Consider the following 12,892-nt stretch of genomic DNA (forward strand, 5'->3'; position numbering starts at 1 on the left):
ACGAGGGAGCGCACGGTGACCCGCACGGATCTGTCGCCACTGGCCTGGCTGGCCGAGGTGGAACAGCGGCGTCGGCAGGCCGGGCTGCGGCGCTCGCTGCGGGTGCGGCCCGCGGTCGCCACCGAGTTGGACCTGGCGTCCAACGACTACCTCGGGCTCTCGACGCACCCTGATGTCATCGCGGGTGGCGTCGAGGCGCTGCGCACCTGGGGTGCCGGTGCCGGAGGCTCCCGGCTGGTCACCGGCAACACCGAACTCCACGCCCGGTTCGAACAGGACTTGGCCGACTTCGTCGGCGCGCCGGCCGGCCTGGTGTTCTCCTCGGGCTACACCGCCAATCTCGGCGCCGTGGTGAGCCTGTCGGGACCGGGTTCGCTGCTGGTCTCCGACACCTACTGCCACGCGTCGCTGGTGGACGCCTGCCGGTTGTCGAAAGCTCGGGTGGTCATCACCGGTCATCGTGACGTCGAGGCGGTGGCCGCAGCCTTGGCCGAGCGCAGCGAGGAGCGCGCCGTGGTCATCACGGAGTCGGTGTTCAGCGCCGACGGTGCGCTGGCCCCGCTGCGCGAGTTGCACGAGGTGTGCCGCCGGCACGGCGCCCTGTTGATCGTCGACGAGGCGCACGCGGTGGGGGTGCGCGGCGACGGCGGCCGCGGACTGGTGCACGAGGTCGGGCTGGCCGGAGCGCCCGACGTGGTCATGACGACGACGCTGTCCAAGGCGCTGGGCAGCCAGGGCGGCGCGGTGCTGGGGCCGGTCGCGGTGCGCGACCACCTCATCGACGCCGCCCGGACCTTCATCTTCGACACCGGCCTGGCCCCGGCAGCCCTCGGCGCCGCGTCGGCCGCCCTGGGCGTGCTGACCGCGGAGCCGTCGCGGGCCACCGACGTACTGCGCCACGCCGGTGCGCTGGCCGAGATCTGCGGGGTGTCCGAACGGCCGGAGTCCGCGGTGGTCTCGGTGATCCTCGGCGACGCCGAGACCGCGGTATCGGCCGCGACCGCCTGCCTGGATGCCGGGGTGCGGGTGGGCTGCTTCCGGCCGCCGACGGTGCCGGCGGGAACGTCGCGGCTGCGGCTGACCGCGCGGGCGTCACTGTCCGACGAGGACCTCGAGCTGGCCGGCCGGGTGCTGACCACGGTGTTGCGCGATCATCCCGCCGTGACCCGATGACGATCCTGGTGATCACCGGCACCGGCACCGGTGTCGGCAAGACGATCACCACCGCGGCGCTGGCCGGTTGCGCACGGCAGGCCGGCCTGGACGTGGCGGTGGGCAAGCCGGTACAGACCGGCACCGCCGACGGCGACGACGACCTGGCCGACGTCGGCCGGCTGTCAGGGGTCACCGAGCTGTTCGGAACCGCCCGGTACCCGGCCCCGCTGGCCCCGCTGGCAGCCGCCGAACTCGCCGGGAGGGCCTTGCCGACCCGTGCCGACCTGCTGGAACTGATCCGTGCCGCCGACCGGCCCGGCCGGTTGACCCTGGTCGAAGGCGCCGGGGGACTACTGGTCGAACTGGCCGCCGGCGGCGTCACGCTGCGCGATCTGGCGGTCGATCTCGGCGCCGCCGTACTGGTGGTGGCGAACGCCGAACTGGGCACCCTCAACCACACCGCGCTTACCTTGGAATCCCTTGCCGGACAGGGGTTGTCGTGCGCCGGTCTGGTCATCGGCAGCTGGTCGGGTCAGCCGGGGCCGGCCGCCGCCGGCAACCGCACCGCGCTGGGCCGGCTGGCGCCGGTGCGCGCGGTGCTGCCGGAGGGCTCGGGCCGGCTCGACGCGTCGCAGTTCTCGGACCTGAGCCGCGCCGCGTTCGACACCGACTGGGTGCGCTCCTTGGTGGGCTGAGCGATGGTGCACTCGATCGAGTTGGTCTTCGACACCGACACCGAGACGGCCATTCGGCGGATCTGGGCGGAGCTGGCCGCTGCCGGAGTGCCCAGCCAGGCGCCGGCCGCCCGCCCACACGTCACCCTGGCGGTCACCCAGCGCATCGATCCGCAGGTCGACGCCGTGCTGGCCACCGTTGCCGACCGACTGCCGATGATCTGCACGCTTGGCGCGACGCTGATCTTCGGCCGCTCCCACGGTGTGCTGGCCCGGCTGGTGGTGCCGACGGTGGCACTGCTGGAGCTGCACGAGCAGGTGTACCGGTTATGCGTGCCCCACCTGATACCCGGGCCGATGCCCAACGTCGCGCCCGGCCAGTGGACGGCGCACACCACGCTGGCACGGCGGGTCGGCCCGGCGCAGTTGGGCCGCGCCCAGCGCATCGCCGGAGGCGCCGATATCACCGGCCGATTCGTCGGGCTGCGACGCTGGGACGGCAACGCCCGCACCGAATATCTCCTGTAGGGGGTGCGTCGGCTAGCCGATCGCGAGTCCGGCCCGTACCGCGAGACCGTCGATCAGCAACCCGAGCCCGAACTCGAACGCGCTGCCCGGGTCGGCGTCTGGCTCGATGTCGGCGGCTCCGGCGGCATCCCACTGCATCCGGGACTGCTCGTCGGCGGTGAACCCGAGCACGTAGTAGACGACGGTGCGCGCCACCTGCCCGGCTTGCTCGGGGTGCACACCCGCCGCCGTCGCCGCCTCGGCCAGCAGTGCCATGACGGCGGTAGCGGCCCGCGACTGGCCGGCGGCCAGGCTCGCCGACACCAGCTCGGCGCCGTCGGTGTGCGACAACAGCGCGTCGCGCAGTCGTTCGCACACCGTCCGGATCCGCCACTGCCAGGCGCCCGGCCCCGGGTCCGCGCACGCCGGGGTCAGCACCCGGTCGGCAACGGCCCCGAGCAATTGCTGTTTGTTGGCGAAATGCCAGTACAGTGCGCCGGGGCTGACATTGAGCTCGCGCGCCAACCGGCGCATCGACAGATCGGCGATGCCGTAGTCGTCCAGGAGGGTGGCCGCCGCGGCGACTATCCGGTCTTTGGAGTCAGGTTTGTGCAGCTGCACCCCGCTACCTTAACCTGAACACCGTTCAAGTCTTGAGGGATCAGCGGGGACCCGCGTCGACGGCGATGCAGGGCGCCCGGCGAGGGGGCCGAAGCGATGAGAAGGAGCTACCGGGCATGACAGACGACATCCTGGCGCTGGCGCGTGAACAGGTACTGGAGCGCGGCGAGGCGTTGGGGGCCGATCAGGTTCTCGAGGTGCTGCGGCTGCCCGACGATCGGCTCGAGGAGTTGCTGGCGCTGGCCCACGATGTGCGGATGCGCTGGTGCGGCCCCGAGATCGAGGTCGAGGGCATCATCAGCCTGAAAACCGGTGGCTGCCCGGAGGATTGCCACTTCTGCTCGCAGTCGGGGCTGTTCTCCTCGCCGGTGCGTAGCGCGTGGCTGGACATCCCCAGCCTGGTCGAGGCGGCCAAGCAGACCGCCAAGACCGGCGCCACCGAATTCTGCATCGTGGCCGCGGTGCGCGGGCCCGACGAGCGGCTGCTGGCCCAGGTCTCGGCGGGTATCGAGGCGATCCGCAACGAGGTCGACATCCAGATCGCGTGCTCGCTGGGCATGCTGACCCAGGAGCAGGTGGACCAGCTCGCCGCGATGGGCGTGCACCGCTACAACCACAACCTGGAGACCGCCCGCTCGCACTTCCCCAACGTGGTCACCACCCACACCTGGGAGGAGCGGTGGGAGACCCTGCGGATGATCGGTAAGGCCGGCATGGAGGTCTGCTGCGGCGGCATCCTGGGTATGGGGGAGACCCTGGAGCAGCGCGCGGAGTTCGCCGCCGAACTGGCCGAGCTGGACCCCGACGAGGTGCCGCTGAACTTCCTCAACCCGCGCCCGGGCACTCCGTTCGGCGACCTGGAGGTGCTGCCGGCGGCCGACGCGCTGCGCGCCGTGGCCGCCTTCCGGCTGGCGTTGCCGCGCACCATGCTGCGGTTCGCCGGCGGCCGCGAGATCACCCTGGGCGACCTGGGCGCCAAGCAGGGCATCCTGGGCGGGATCAACGCCATCATCGTCGGCAACTATCTGACCACGCTGGGCCGTCCGGCCGAGACGGACTTGGAGTTGCTCGACGATCTCCAGATGCCGATCAAGGCGCTCAACGCCACCCTCTGATGGTTCGCGACCTGCCCGCTCCGGTGGGAGCCGGCGACTACAACGTCTACACGGGCGTGCAGCGCGACGACCCCGCCGGTGGATCGCTGCCCACGGCCGCCCAATTGGGCCTGGAGCCGCCGCGGTTCTGTGGCGCCTGCGGACGCCGGATGATGGTGCAGGTTCGGCCGGATGGCTGGTGGGCCAAGTGTTCGCGGCACGGGCTGGTGGATTCTGCCGACCTGGACACTCGGCGATGAGGGCCCCCGGCGCACCGTCGGACCGCGCCGCGCCGCGGCTGAGCCGCCGGCGGGCGTGCCTGATCCTCGCCGGCGGGCTGGGCATCGCCGGGCTCCCGGTCGGGGCGCTGTGGGGGTGGATCGCCCCACCGGTGCACGGCGTGGTGGCACTCACCCGCGGTGGTGAGCGGGTGCAGGCCTACCTGGGCAACGAAGCCGATCACTTCTTCGTCGCCCCGTTTCTGCTACTGGGCATGTTGGGCGTGCTGGCGGTGGTGGCGGCCACGCTCGCCTGGCAGTGGCGAGCCCATCGGGGACCCGGCATGGTGGCCGGGCTGTCGGTGGGCCTGACCGCGGGCGCGGCGCTGGCGATGCTGGTCGGCGGCGCGGTGGTGCGTCACCGTTACGGCGTGATCGACGTGGACGGTGCGCCGGTGTCACCGGAGAATCGGGTGCACTACGTCGTGGAAGCCCCGCCGGTGTTCTTCGGACACACGCCGTTGCAGATCGCGGCCACGCTGCTGTTGCCGGCGGCGACGGCGGCGCTGGTCTACGGCCTCTGCGCCACCTGGAGCACCTACGATGACCTGGGCGGTTATCCGCCCGAGCCGGAGCAGCGCCTGCCGCCGTTGCCGGCCGTCACAGCGGAAGGCGGCGCAGCGCCCCACCGGTGACCACCCGCGCCGCCACCAGGCCCAGCCGCGCCAGGCCGAGGTAGGTCTTGGGGTTCAGCAACGTGGGCCATTGGCTCTGCACCGCGCCTGCGGGCAGCGGCCGGCCCGCGAACCGGTCCCGCAACCAGTCCAGCACCATCGGCGCCGACAGCGGGTGCAGCGAGATGTGCTCACTGAACGGGTCGCGGTGGTAGGTCAGCCGGGCGCCGGCGGCGATATAGGCCTCCGCCAAGTGGTCGATGTGCACGACGGAAATCACCTGGTCGTGAACTGCCTGCAGCATCAACACCGGTGGTTTCGGAGCATGGTTACCGAGCTTGGTGTCCTCGAAGACGTGTTGTACCGCGGGGAGTTCCACCAGGTCCTGGAGCGGCTGATCGATGAACTCCCCGAGTGACTTGTGGTGCATCCGCATGATGGCGCCGACCGTGGTCATGGACTCCAGCGAACGCATCAATGCCTTGCCCTCGGCGGTGGCGTGGTCGTCGATCACCTTCTGCAAGTCGGGGTAGACCTTCGCCAAGGTGGCGATCATCACCGCGGGCAATCCGGAGAAGAACGTCCCGTCCAACCCGAGGAAGGTGTGCCCGAGATCACCCACCGGCGACCCGAGCACCGCACCGACGATGTTGAGTTCGGGGGCGTAATCGCCGCCGACTTCCGCCGCCCAGCCGGTGGCCAAACCGCCGCCGGAATAGCCCCACAACCCCACCGGGGCGTCGCGGGACAGCCCCAGTTGCTCGGCGCCCAGGGCGGCACGCACCCCGTCGAGCACGCAGTAGCCCGGTTCGTACGGTGCTCCCCAGTGCCCGTCGCGGCCCTCGTGGTCGGGGATCGACACCGCCCAGCCTTGCTCGAGGGCCGCGACGATGAGCACGAACTCGAGCTGGGTGAACGAGCCGTAACCCCTGGCCCGCCGGCGCAGCGCATAGGAGGGAAAGCAGCGGCTGTCCACCGCGTCGATCGCGCACTGGTACGACACGATCGGACAGGGGCGGTTGCGATCGCGGTCCGCGGGGACCAGCACCGTCGTCACCGCCGCCTGCGGCACGTTGTTGCGATCGACGGTGCGGTAGAGCAGCTGGGTGGCCACCAGTTGCTGCGGGATCAGACCGAGAAATGCCAGGTCGACCTCGCGGGAGCGCAGCACGGTGCCGGCCACCGCGTGCTGGAAGCCGGCCGGCGGTTCGTAGAACGGGTCCTCGGCCGGCCGCAGCGGGCGGTCGCCGGCCGACAGTGGCTGGTGGGGGGCCTGCCCGATCCACTCGACAGATGTTTCGCGGGCCAGGTTGTCCAAGTCCATCCCGCCATTGTCGCTTAAGAAGGTATTAAGAATCCAGTCCGACATACCCTGGCGGCCGCAATGCCGCGAATTCGTCGGTGACGCGCAGCTCGGAGTCGGTGAATCGGTAGCGCGCGGCCGGCCGGCCCCCGCTGCGGCCGGAGCGGGCGGTGGTGCCGGTGCGCGTAATCACCCCCCGGCGGACCAGCACCCGCTGAAGATTGGTGGCGTCCACCTGGTATCCGAGCACGACGCTGTAGATGTCGCGCAGCGTTGAGATGATGAATTCGGTTGGCGCCAAGCCGAATCCGATATTCGTGTAGGACATCTTGGCCACCAGCCGGCTGTGGGCGTGCGCCACCATCGGGGCGTGGTCGAACGCCATCGGCGGGAGGTCGTCGACCGGATGCCAGTGGGTGTCGCCGGGCAGCTCGGGGTCGGCGGGGGAGGGCACCAGGCCCAGAAACGTCGAAGCGATGGTGCGGGCGCCCGGCACCCGGCCCGGGTCGGAGAACACAGCCAGCTGCTCAAGGTGGGCGATCTCACGTAGGTCCACCTTCTCGGCCAGCTGACGGCGCGCCGACGTGGTCACGTCCTCGTCGTCGCGCAACAGTCCACCCGGCAGCGACCACCGTCCGAGCTGGGGTTCTCGCGCCCGTTGCCACAGCAGAACGTTGAGCCGGGGGTGGCGGCTGTCGACGTCGCCAACCTGGAAGACCGCGGTGAGGACTTCATGCGCGGTGCTAGTATGAACCATGTTTTCGATTGTAAGTCGAAAACCTAATTCGCGAGAGGAGTCACCATGACCACCCTCACCGACAGCGGTGTGCAGGCGGGCCGCCTGGCCGACCGCATCATCAACTCGCCGGCCGGCTACAGCGGTATCGAGCCCGACCAAGAGTGGGTGGCCGAGATCCTCCGGCTCAAGAAACAGCGCAACGCCACGATCCTGGCGCACAACTACCAGCTGCCGCCGATCCAGGACATCGCCGACCACGTCGGGGATTCGCTGGGGCTGGCCCGCATCGCTGCCGAGACCGACGCCGACACCATCGTGTTCTGCGGCGTGCACTTCATGGCCGAGACCGCCAAGATCCTGTCTCCGGACAAGACGGTGCTGATCCCCGACGCCCGGGCGGGCTGCTCGCTGGCCGACTCGATCACCGCCGAGGACCTGCAGGCCTGGCGGGACGACCACCCCGGCGCGGTGGTGGTGTCATATGTGAACACCACCGCGGCGGTCAAGGCGCTCACCGACTACTGCTGCACGTCGTCGAACGCCGTCGACGTGGTCAATGCCATCGACCCGGACCGTGACGTGCTGTTCCTGCCCGATCAGTTCCTGGGCCAACACGTAGCGCGGGTCACCGGGCGCAAGAACATGCACATCTGGGCGGGCGAATGCCACGTGCACGCGGCGATCAACGGCGACGATCTCGAGGAGAAGGCCCGGGCCAACCCGAATGCCGAATTGTTCGTGCACCCCGAATGCGGGTGCGCGACGTCGGCGCTATACCTGGTCGGCGAGGGCCACTTCCCCGAAGAGCGGGTCAAGATCCTGTCCACCGGCGGGATGCTCGAGGAGGCCCGGCGCACCCAGGCCGAAAAGGTGCTGGTGGCCACCGAGGTCGGCATGATCTACCAGCTGCAGAAGGCGGCGCCGCAGGTCGACTTCGAGGCGGTCAACTCCAAGGCGGCCTGCAAGTACATGAAGATGATCACCCCGGCGGCCCTACTGCGCAGCTTGACCGAAGGCGCCGACGAGGTCCACGTCGACCCCGAGACGGCGCGGCTGGCGGCACGCAGCGTGCAGCGCATGGTCTCGATCGGGCACTCCGCCCCGGTCAGCAAGTGACCGGTGGCCCCAGCTGGCAGCAGCGCGCCGACGTCGTCGTCATCGGCACCGGGGTCGGCGGGCTGGCCGCCGCCCGCGCGGCACGCCGGGCCGGCCGGGACGTGGTGGTGCTCAGTAAGGCAGACACCGGATACGCGGTGACCGCGACGCACTACGCCCAGGGCGGGATCGCGGTGGTGCTGCCGGGTACCGACGACTCGGTGCAGGCCCACGTCGCCGACACGCTGGCCGCCGGGGCCGGACTGTGCGACCGCGACGCGGTGACCTCGATCGTCGCCGACGGCTATCGTGCGGTCTCCGAATTGGCCGGTGCCGGTGCGCAATTCGACCGGGTAGGCGATGGCAACTGGGCGCTCACCCGCGAGGGCGGGCACTCACGGCGGCGCATCATCCATGCCGGCGGCGACGCCACCGGAGCCGAGGTGCAGCGGGCACTGGATCACGCCGCGGCCGGTCTGGACATCCGGCACGGCCAGCTGGTGCTGCAGATCCTGCGTGACGCCGACACCGTCACCGGCGTGCTGGTGGCCAACGCCGACGGCATCGGGGTGATCCAGGCCCCGTCGGTGGTGCTGGCCACCGGTGGTCTGGGCCAGCTGTACCGGGCGACCACCAATCCCGGCGGCGCCACCGGGGACGGCGTGGCCCTGGCGTTGCGGGCCGGGGCCACGGTGAGCGATCTGGAATTCATCCAGTTTCACCCGACCATGCTCTACAGCAACGCCGCCGGCGACAGGCGACCGCTGGTCACCGAGGCGGTGCGCGGGGAGGGCGCGAAGCTGATCGACTCCCGGGGTGACTCGGTCACCGCCGGGGTGCACCCGATGGGCGATCTGGCGCCGCGCGACGTGGTGGCGGGTGCCATCGACACCCGGCTGCGGGAGACCGGTGACGCCTGCGTCTACCTGGATGCCCGCGGGATCTCCGGCTTCGAGAACCGGTTTCCGACCGTCACCGCGGCCTGCCGCGACGCCGGTGTCGACCCGGTCAGCCAACCGATCCCGGTGGTGCCCGGCGCCCACTACAGCTGCGGCGGCGTCGTCACCGACGTCGCCGGCCGCACCGAGCTGGCCGGGCTGTTCGCCGCCGGCGAGGTGGCCCGCACCGGTATGCACGGCGCGAATCGCTTGGCCTCCAACAGCCTGCTGGAAGGCTTGGTGGTGGGAGAGCGCGCCGGGTCGGCGGCGGCGGCGCACGCGGTGGCGGCCGGACACGTGCGGGCCGTCGCGGCCGAACCGGGCCGGCAGGCCGTAGTCGAGCGACAAACCGTGCAGCAGGCGATGTCGCGTGATGCGTCGGTGGTCCGCGACGCCGAGGGACTGCGGCGTCTCGACGAGCTGTTGTCAGTTGCCGAGGAGCGGACGGTCGCGGACCGCAAGGGTTGCGAGGACGCCGCGCTGACGCTGGCGGCCCGGGTGGTCGCCGAAGCCGCGTTGGCGCGCACCGAGAGTCGCGGCTGCCACCACCGGGCCGAATACGCCGGCGCCGACGGCGGGCAGGCCCGCAGCACCACGGTCCGGTTGCGCGACGGCGCGGTGACGCTCGAGGCGCCGACAGCGGTGGCATTGTGACACCGCCACAGCCGTTGTCGCCGAACGATCTCGACGAAGTTCGCCGCATCATCGCCCGGGCGCTGGACGAGGACCTGCGATACGGATCCGACGTCACCACCACCGCGACGGTGCCGGCCGACGCGGTGACCGAGGCGGCGCTGGTGACCCGGGCGGCCGGTGTGATCGCCGGGGTCGACGTCGCCCTGCTGGTGCTGGACGAAGTGCTCGGGCGCGAGGCCTACCGGGTGCGCGACCGGGTGGCCGACGGCGCCCGGCTGGATCCCGGCGCGACGGTGCTGAGTCTGCAGGCCGACACCCGCGGGCTGCTGACCGCCGAACGCACCATGCTCAACCTGATCTGTCACCTGTCCGGGATCGCCACGGCCACCGCGTCCTGGGTGGATGCCGTGGACGGCACGTCGGCACAGATCCGCGACACCCGCAAGACGCTGCCTGGCCTGCGGGTGCTGCAGAAGTACGCGGTGCGCGTCGGTGGCGGCGTGAATCATCGGATGGGGCTGGGAGACGCGGCGCTGATCAAGGACAACCATGTCGCCGCGGCGGGATCGGTGGCCGAAGCGCTGCGCGCGGTGCGCGCCGCCGCCCCCGACGTGGCCTGCGAGGTCGAGGTCGATTCACTGGAACAGTTTGACGAAGTGCTCGCCGAGGGGCCCGAACTGGTGCTGTTGGACAACTTCCCGGTGTGGCAGACCCAGACCGCGGTGCAGCGCCGCGACTCCCGGGCGCCCGGGGTGCTCCTGGAATCGTCCGGCGGGCTGACCCTGGACAGTGCGGCCGCCTACGCCGCCACCGGCGTCGACTATCTGGCCGTGGGTGCGCTCACCCACTCGGTCCAGGTGCTCGACATCGGCCTGGACATGTAGGCGGCGTCAGCTGACGTCGGCGATGAGCACCGCCACCTTGTTGTTCTGCAGGCGCACCGCGAACGGCAACGACTTGTCCGCCGAGCCCGCCGGCAGGATCCGCGGGTTGGTCAGGTGCAACTCCCGGCGGAACAGGCGCACGTCGGCCTCCCCGGCGGCCAGCACGTTCTTGACCCAGTCGGCCTTGCCGTGGCCCAACGCGATCGCCAGCACGCCGCCTTTGCGGTAGGTGGTCACCACCGTCTCGTAGGGCTTACCGGATCTGCGGCCCCGATGCTTGATCACCGACATGCCCGGCAGGAACTTGGACAGCGGTTTGACCACCGGGTTCATGTACTTGATCTGTAGCCGGTCCAGCCACGGCGGGAACACCACCGGCAGCTTGGACGTGCCATCGGCACTCTTGTCGGCAGCCATACGGACTCCGTTCGTCGTGGGTGATCAGGTGATGTCTGCGACCAGTATCCCGACCCATCGGGCGCCCACCCGGGTGATCCACGGCAGGCCATCGGTGTTGCCGCCGACCGGCACGATCCGCGGGTTGGTGACATGGACCTCGCGCCGGAACAGGCGCACGTCGGCTTCGCCGGCGGCCAGCACGTTCTTGACCCAGTCGGCTTTGCCGTGACCGAGCATCACCGCCAGTCGTGGGCCCTTGCAGAATGCGCGCACCACGGTCCGGTAGGGGTTGCCGGACTTGCGGCCCCGATGCGCGATGACCGCGAAGGTGGGGAGGTGGAATCGTTTGACGACGGGGCTTTGGATCTTGCGCTGCAGGTAGTCCAGCCAGTCCGGGAAGACATACGGCACCCCGGGAATGCTCTTGGGGTGATCATTGGTCGACAACCGGCAACTCCGCTCTTGAGCTCACATCTGCTGACCACCCTAGTCGGGCTGTCGACCGCACCGGAGCGGCTTGGACCGCCGACGTTCAGGGCGACTCCCAGGGCGCAGACCGACGTGACGAAATCCACTTGAGCCGTTCTGGGACAATGGTCGGCGTGACCACACCGCTGATGTCGCGCATCGATTTGCGTGGCGCGAACCTGTCGGCAGCGTCGCTGCGGGCCGCCCTGCCACGCGGCGGTGTCGACATCGAGGCGGTGTTGCCGCAGGTGCGCCCGATCGTCGAGGCGGTCGCCGAGCGGGGGGCCGTTGCGGCACTGGAGTTCGGCGAGTCCTTCGACGGGGTACGCCCTACCGCGGTCCGGGTGCCCGCTCCGGCGCTGCAGGACGCACTGACCGGGTTGGATCCCGCCGTGCGGGCCGCCCTGGAGGTGGCGATCAGCCGCGCCCGTGCGGTGCATGCCGACCAGCGGCGCACCGACACCACCACCACGCTGGCGCCGGGGGCGACCGTCACCGAACGCTGGGTTCCGGTCGAGCGGGTCGGGTTGTACGTGCCGGGCGGCAACGCGGTCTACCCGTCCAGTGTGGTGATGAACGTCGTCCCGGCCCAGACCGCGGGGGTGGACTCGCTGGTGATCGCCAGCCCGCCGCAGAGCGGCCTGCAGGGCCAGTTCAACGGCCTGCCGCACCCGACCATCCTGGCCGCGGCCCGCCTGCTCGGCGTGGACGAGGTCTGGGCGGTCGGTGGTGCGCAGGCGGTGGCGCTGCTGGCTTATGGCGGTGTGGACTTGGGGGACGCGGCTCAGGCCGAACTGGCCCCCGTCGACATGATCACCGGGCCCGGCAACATCTACGTGACCGCCGCCAAACGACTGTGCCGTTCGCAGGTCGGCATCGACGCCGAAGCCGGACCCACCGAGATCGCGATCCTCGCCGACCACACCGCCAACCCGGCTCATCTGGCCGCCGACCTGATCAGCCAGGCCGAGCACGACGAGCTGGCCGCCAGCGTGCTGGTCACCACCGACCCCGAGGTGGCCGATGCCACCGACCGCGAGGTCGCCGCGCAACTCGAGACCACCGTGCACCGCCAGCGGGTGACCACGGCACTGTCCGGACCGCAGTCAGCGATCGTTCTGGTCGACGACCTGAACGCCGGCGTCGCCGTCGTCAACGCCTACGCCGCCGAGCACCTGGAGATCCAGACCGCCGATGCCGCCGCGGTGGCCTCGCGAATCCGTTCGGCGGGAGCGATTTTCGTCGGCCCGTACACACCGGTGAGCCTCGGCGACTACTGCGCGGGCTCCAATCACGTGTTGCCGACCGCCGGCAGCGCGCGGCACTCCAGCGGGCTGTCGGTGCAGACCTTCCTGCGCGGTATCCACGTGGTGGACTACACCGAGGCCGCGCTCAAGGACGTCAGCGGACACGTGATCGCGCTGGCGAACGCCGAGGATCTGCCGTCGCACGGCGAAGCGGTCCGGCGGAGGTTCGAGCGGTGACCG

The 12,892-nt window shown here is 70.7% G+C and carries 15 protein-coding genes; 10 read left to right on the top strand and 5 right to left on the bottom strand.

Annotated elements, in window-relative coordinates; genetic code table 11:
* Positions 1-15 precede the first annotated feature (15 nt).
* Genes bioF through AWC24_RS10065 form a run of 3 tightly spaced genes read left to right on the top strand, consistent with a single transcriptional unit; the run spans position 16 to position 2,357 of the window.
* Positions 16-1,173: an 8-amino-7-oxononanoate synthase gene (bioF, locus tag AWC24_RS10055; protein WP_085084490.1), complete on the top strand. Its 1,158-nt coding sequence runs from the start codon at positions 16-18 to the stop codon at positions 1,171-1,173.
* The gene (gene bioD / locus AWC24_RS10060; protein WP_085084492.1) at positions 1,170-1,850 is read left to right on the top strand and encodes a dethiobiotin synthase; all 681 of its coding nucleotides are present in this window, start codon (positions 1,170-1,172) and stop codon (positions 1,848-1,850) included. Before bioF ends, bioD begins: the two co-directional genes overlap by 4 nt.
* 3 nt (positions 1,851-1,853) lie before the next feature.
* A complete protein-coding gene (locus AWC24_RS10065) occupies positions 1,854-2,357 on the top strand; it encodes a 2'-5' RNA ligase family protein (RefSeq protein WP_085084494.1) in 504 nt (167 codons plus the stop codon).
* A 12-nt stretch (positions 2,358-2,369) separates the two neighbouring features.
* Here AWC24_RS10065 and AWC24_RS10070 read toward each other — a convergent pair whose 3' ends face one another.
* Positions 2,370-2,957 carry a TetR family transcriptional regulator gene (locus AWC24_RS10070; RefSeq protein ID WP_085084496.1) on the bottom strand — a complete coding sequence of 196 codons (588 nt, stop codon included), beginning with the start codon at positions 2,955-2,957 and terminating at the stop codon, positions 2,370-2,372.
* A 116-nt stretch (positions 2,958-3,073) separates the two neighbouring features.
* Here AWC24_RS10070 and bioB point away from each other — a divergent pair, with 116 nt between their 5' ends.
* The 3 genes from bioB to AWC24_RS10085 are packed head-to-tail and all read left to right on the top strand — an operon-like array spanning position 3,074 to position 4,964.
* Positions 3,074-4,072 (top strand): biotin synthase BioB, encoded by a 999-nt coding sequence (gene bioB, locus AWC24_RS10075; RefSeq protein ID WP_085084498.1) that lies wholly within the window; start codon positions 3,074-3,076, stop codon positions 4,070-4,072.
* Positions 4,072-4,311, top strand: a complete 240-nt coding sequence (gene bsaP, locus AWC24_RS10080; protein WP_085084500.1) for a biotin synthase auxiliary protein BsaP — start codon at positions 4,072-4,074, stop codon at positions 4,309-4,311. Before bioB ends, bsaP begins: the two co-directional genes overlap by 1 nt.
* Positions 4,308-4,964: a DUF2567 domain-containing protein gene (locus AWC24_RS10085; protein ID WP_085084502.1), complete on the top strand. Its 657-nt coding sequence runs from the start codon at positions 4,308-4,310 to the stop codon at positions 4,962-4,964. Before bsaP ends, AWC24_RS10085 begins: the two co-directional genes overlap by 4 nt.
* On the opposite strand, the gene AWC24_RS10090 is transcribed toward AWC24_RS10085, so the two are convergent.
* Complete coding sequence (locus AWC24_RS10090; protein ID WP_085084504.1) at positions 4,930-6,267, bottom strand: lipase family protein; 1,338 nt, start codon at positions 6,265-6,267, stop codon at positions 4,930-4,932. The two genes, AWC24_RS10085 and AWC24_RS10090, sit on opposite strands and share 35 nt — an antisense overlap.
* Before the next feature lie 25 nt (positions 6,268-6,292).
* On the bottom strand, positions 6,293-7,003 hold the full coding sequence (locus AWC24_RS10095) for an NUDIX hydrolase (RefSeq protein WP_085084506.1): 711 nt from the start codon (positions 7,001-7,003) through the stop codon (positions 6,293-6,295).
* Between the two features lie 45 nt (positions 7,004-7,048).
* Between AWC24_RS10095 and nadA the strand changes: the two genes are divergently transcribed.
* The 3 genes from nadA to nadC are packed head-to-tail and all read left to right on the top strand — an operon-like array spanning position 7,049 to position 10,538.
* A complete protein-coding gene (gene nadA / locus AWC24_RS10100) occupies positions 7,049-8,101 on the top strand; it encodes a quinolinate synthase NadA (RefSeq protein ID WP_085084508.1) in 1,053 nt (350 codons plus the stop codon).
* On the top strand, positions 8,098-9,672 hold the full coding sequence (locus tag AWC24_RS10105) for an L-aspartate oxidase (RefSeq protein ID WP_085084510.1): 1,575 nt from the start codon (positions 8,098-8,100) through the stop codon (positions 9,670-9,672). Before nadA ends, AWC24_RS10105 begins: the two co-directional genes overlap by 4 nt.
* The gene (gene nadC / locus AWC24_RS10110) at positions 9,669-10,538 is read left to right on the top strand and encodes a carboxylating nicotinate-nucleotide diphosphorylase (RefSeq protein ID WP_085084512.1); all 870 of its coding nucleotides are present in this window, start codon (positions 9,669-9,671) and stop codon (positions 10,536-10,538) included. The genes AWC24_RS10105 and nadC overlap by 4 nt, the downstream gene beginning before the upstream one ends.
* Positions 10,539-10,544: 6 nt before the next feature.
* On the opposite strand, the gene AWC24_RS10115 is transcribed toward nadC, so the two are convergent.
* The gene (locus tag AWC24_RS10115) at positions 10,545-10,955 is read right to left on the bottom strand and encodes a nitroreductase family deazaflavin-dependent oxidoreductase (RefSeq protein ID WP_085084514.1); all 411 of its coding nucleotides are present in this window, start codon (positions 10,953-10,955) and stop codon (positions 10,545-10,547) included.
* Between the two features lie 24 nt (positions 10,956-10,979).
* Positions 10,980-11,384 (bottom strand): nitroreductase family deazaflavin-dependent oxidoreductase, encoded by a 405-nt coding sequence (locus AWC24_RS10120; RefSeq protein WP_085084516.1) that lies wholly within the window; start codon positions 11,382-11,384, stop codon positions 10,980-10,982.
* 146 nt (positions 11,385-11,530) lie between these two features.
* On the opposite strand from AWC24_RS10120, the gene hisD reads away from it, so the two are divergent.
* Positions 11,531-12,889, top strand: coding sequence for a histidinol dehydrogenase (hisD, locus tag AWC24_RS10125; RefSeq protein WP_085084518.1), 1,359 nt, complete (start codon positions 11,531-11,533; stop codon positions 12,887-12,889).
* The last annotated feature ends 3 nt before the right edge of the window (positions 12,890-12,892 follow it).

The sequence above is a fragment of the Mycolicibacter senuensis genome, assembly GCF_002101885.1.
Classification (GTDB): Bacteria; Actinomycetota; Actinomycetes; order Mycobacteriales; family Mycobacteriaceae; genus Mycobacterium; species Mycobacterium senuense.

Bases quoted from the DNA above. Each gene is read 5' to 3' on its own strand.
- bioD (WP_085084492.1), top strand. From the start codon at position 1,170: ATGACGATCCTGGTGATCACCGGCACCGGCACCGGTGTCGGCAAGACG.
- AWC24_RS10065 (WP_085084494.1), top strand. From the start codon at position 1,854: ATGGTGCACTCGATCGAGTTGGTCTTCGACACCGACACCGAGACGGCC.
- bioB (WP_085084498.1), top strand. From the start codon at position 3,074: ATGACAGACGACATCCTGGCGCTGGCGCGTGAACAGGTACTGGAGCGC.
- bsaP (WP_085084500.1), top strand. From the start codon at position 4,072: ATGGTTCGCGACCTGCCCGCTCCGGTGGGAGCCGGCGACTACAACGTC.
- AWC24_RS10085 (WP_085084502.1), top strand. From the start codon at position 4,308: ATGAGGGCCCCCGGCGCACCGTCGGACCGCGCCGCGCCGCGGCTGAGC.
- AWC24_RS10090 (WP_085084504.1), bottom strand. From the start codon at position 6,267: ATGGACTTGGACAACCTGGCCCGCGAAACATCTGTCGAGTGGATCGGG.
- AWC24_RS10095 (WP_085084506.1), bottom strand. From the start codon at position 7,003: ATGGTTCATACTAGCACCGCGCATGAAGTCCTCACCGCGGTCTTCCAG.
- nadA (WP_085084508.1), top strand. From the start codon at position 7,049: ATGACCACCCTCACCGACAGCGGTGTGCAGGCGGGCCGCCTGGCCGAC.
- AWC24_RS10115 (WP_085084514.1), bottom strand. From the start codon at position 10,955: ATGGCTGCCGACAAGAGTGCCGATGGCACGTCCAAGCTGCCGGTGGTG.
- hisD (WP_085084518.1), top strand. From the start codon at position 11,531: ATGGTCGGCGTGACCACACCGCTGATGTCGCGCATCGATTTGCGTGGC.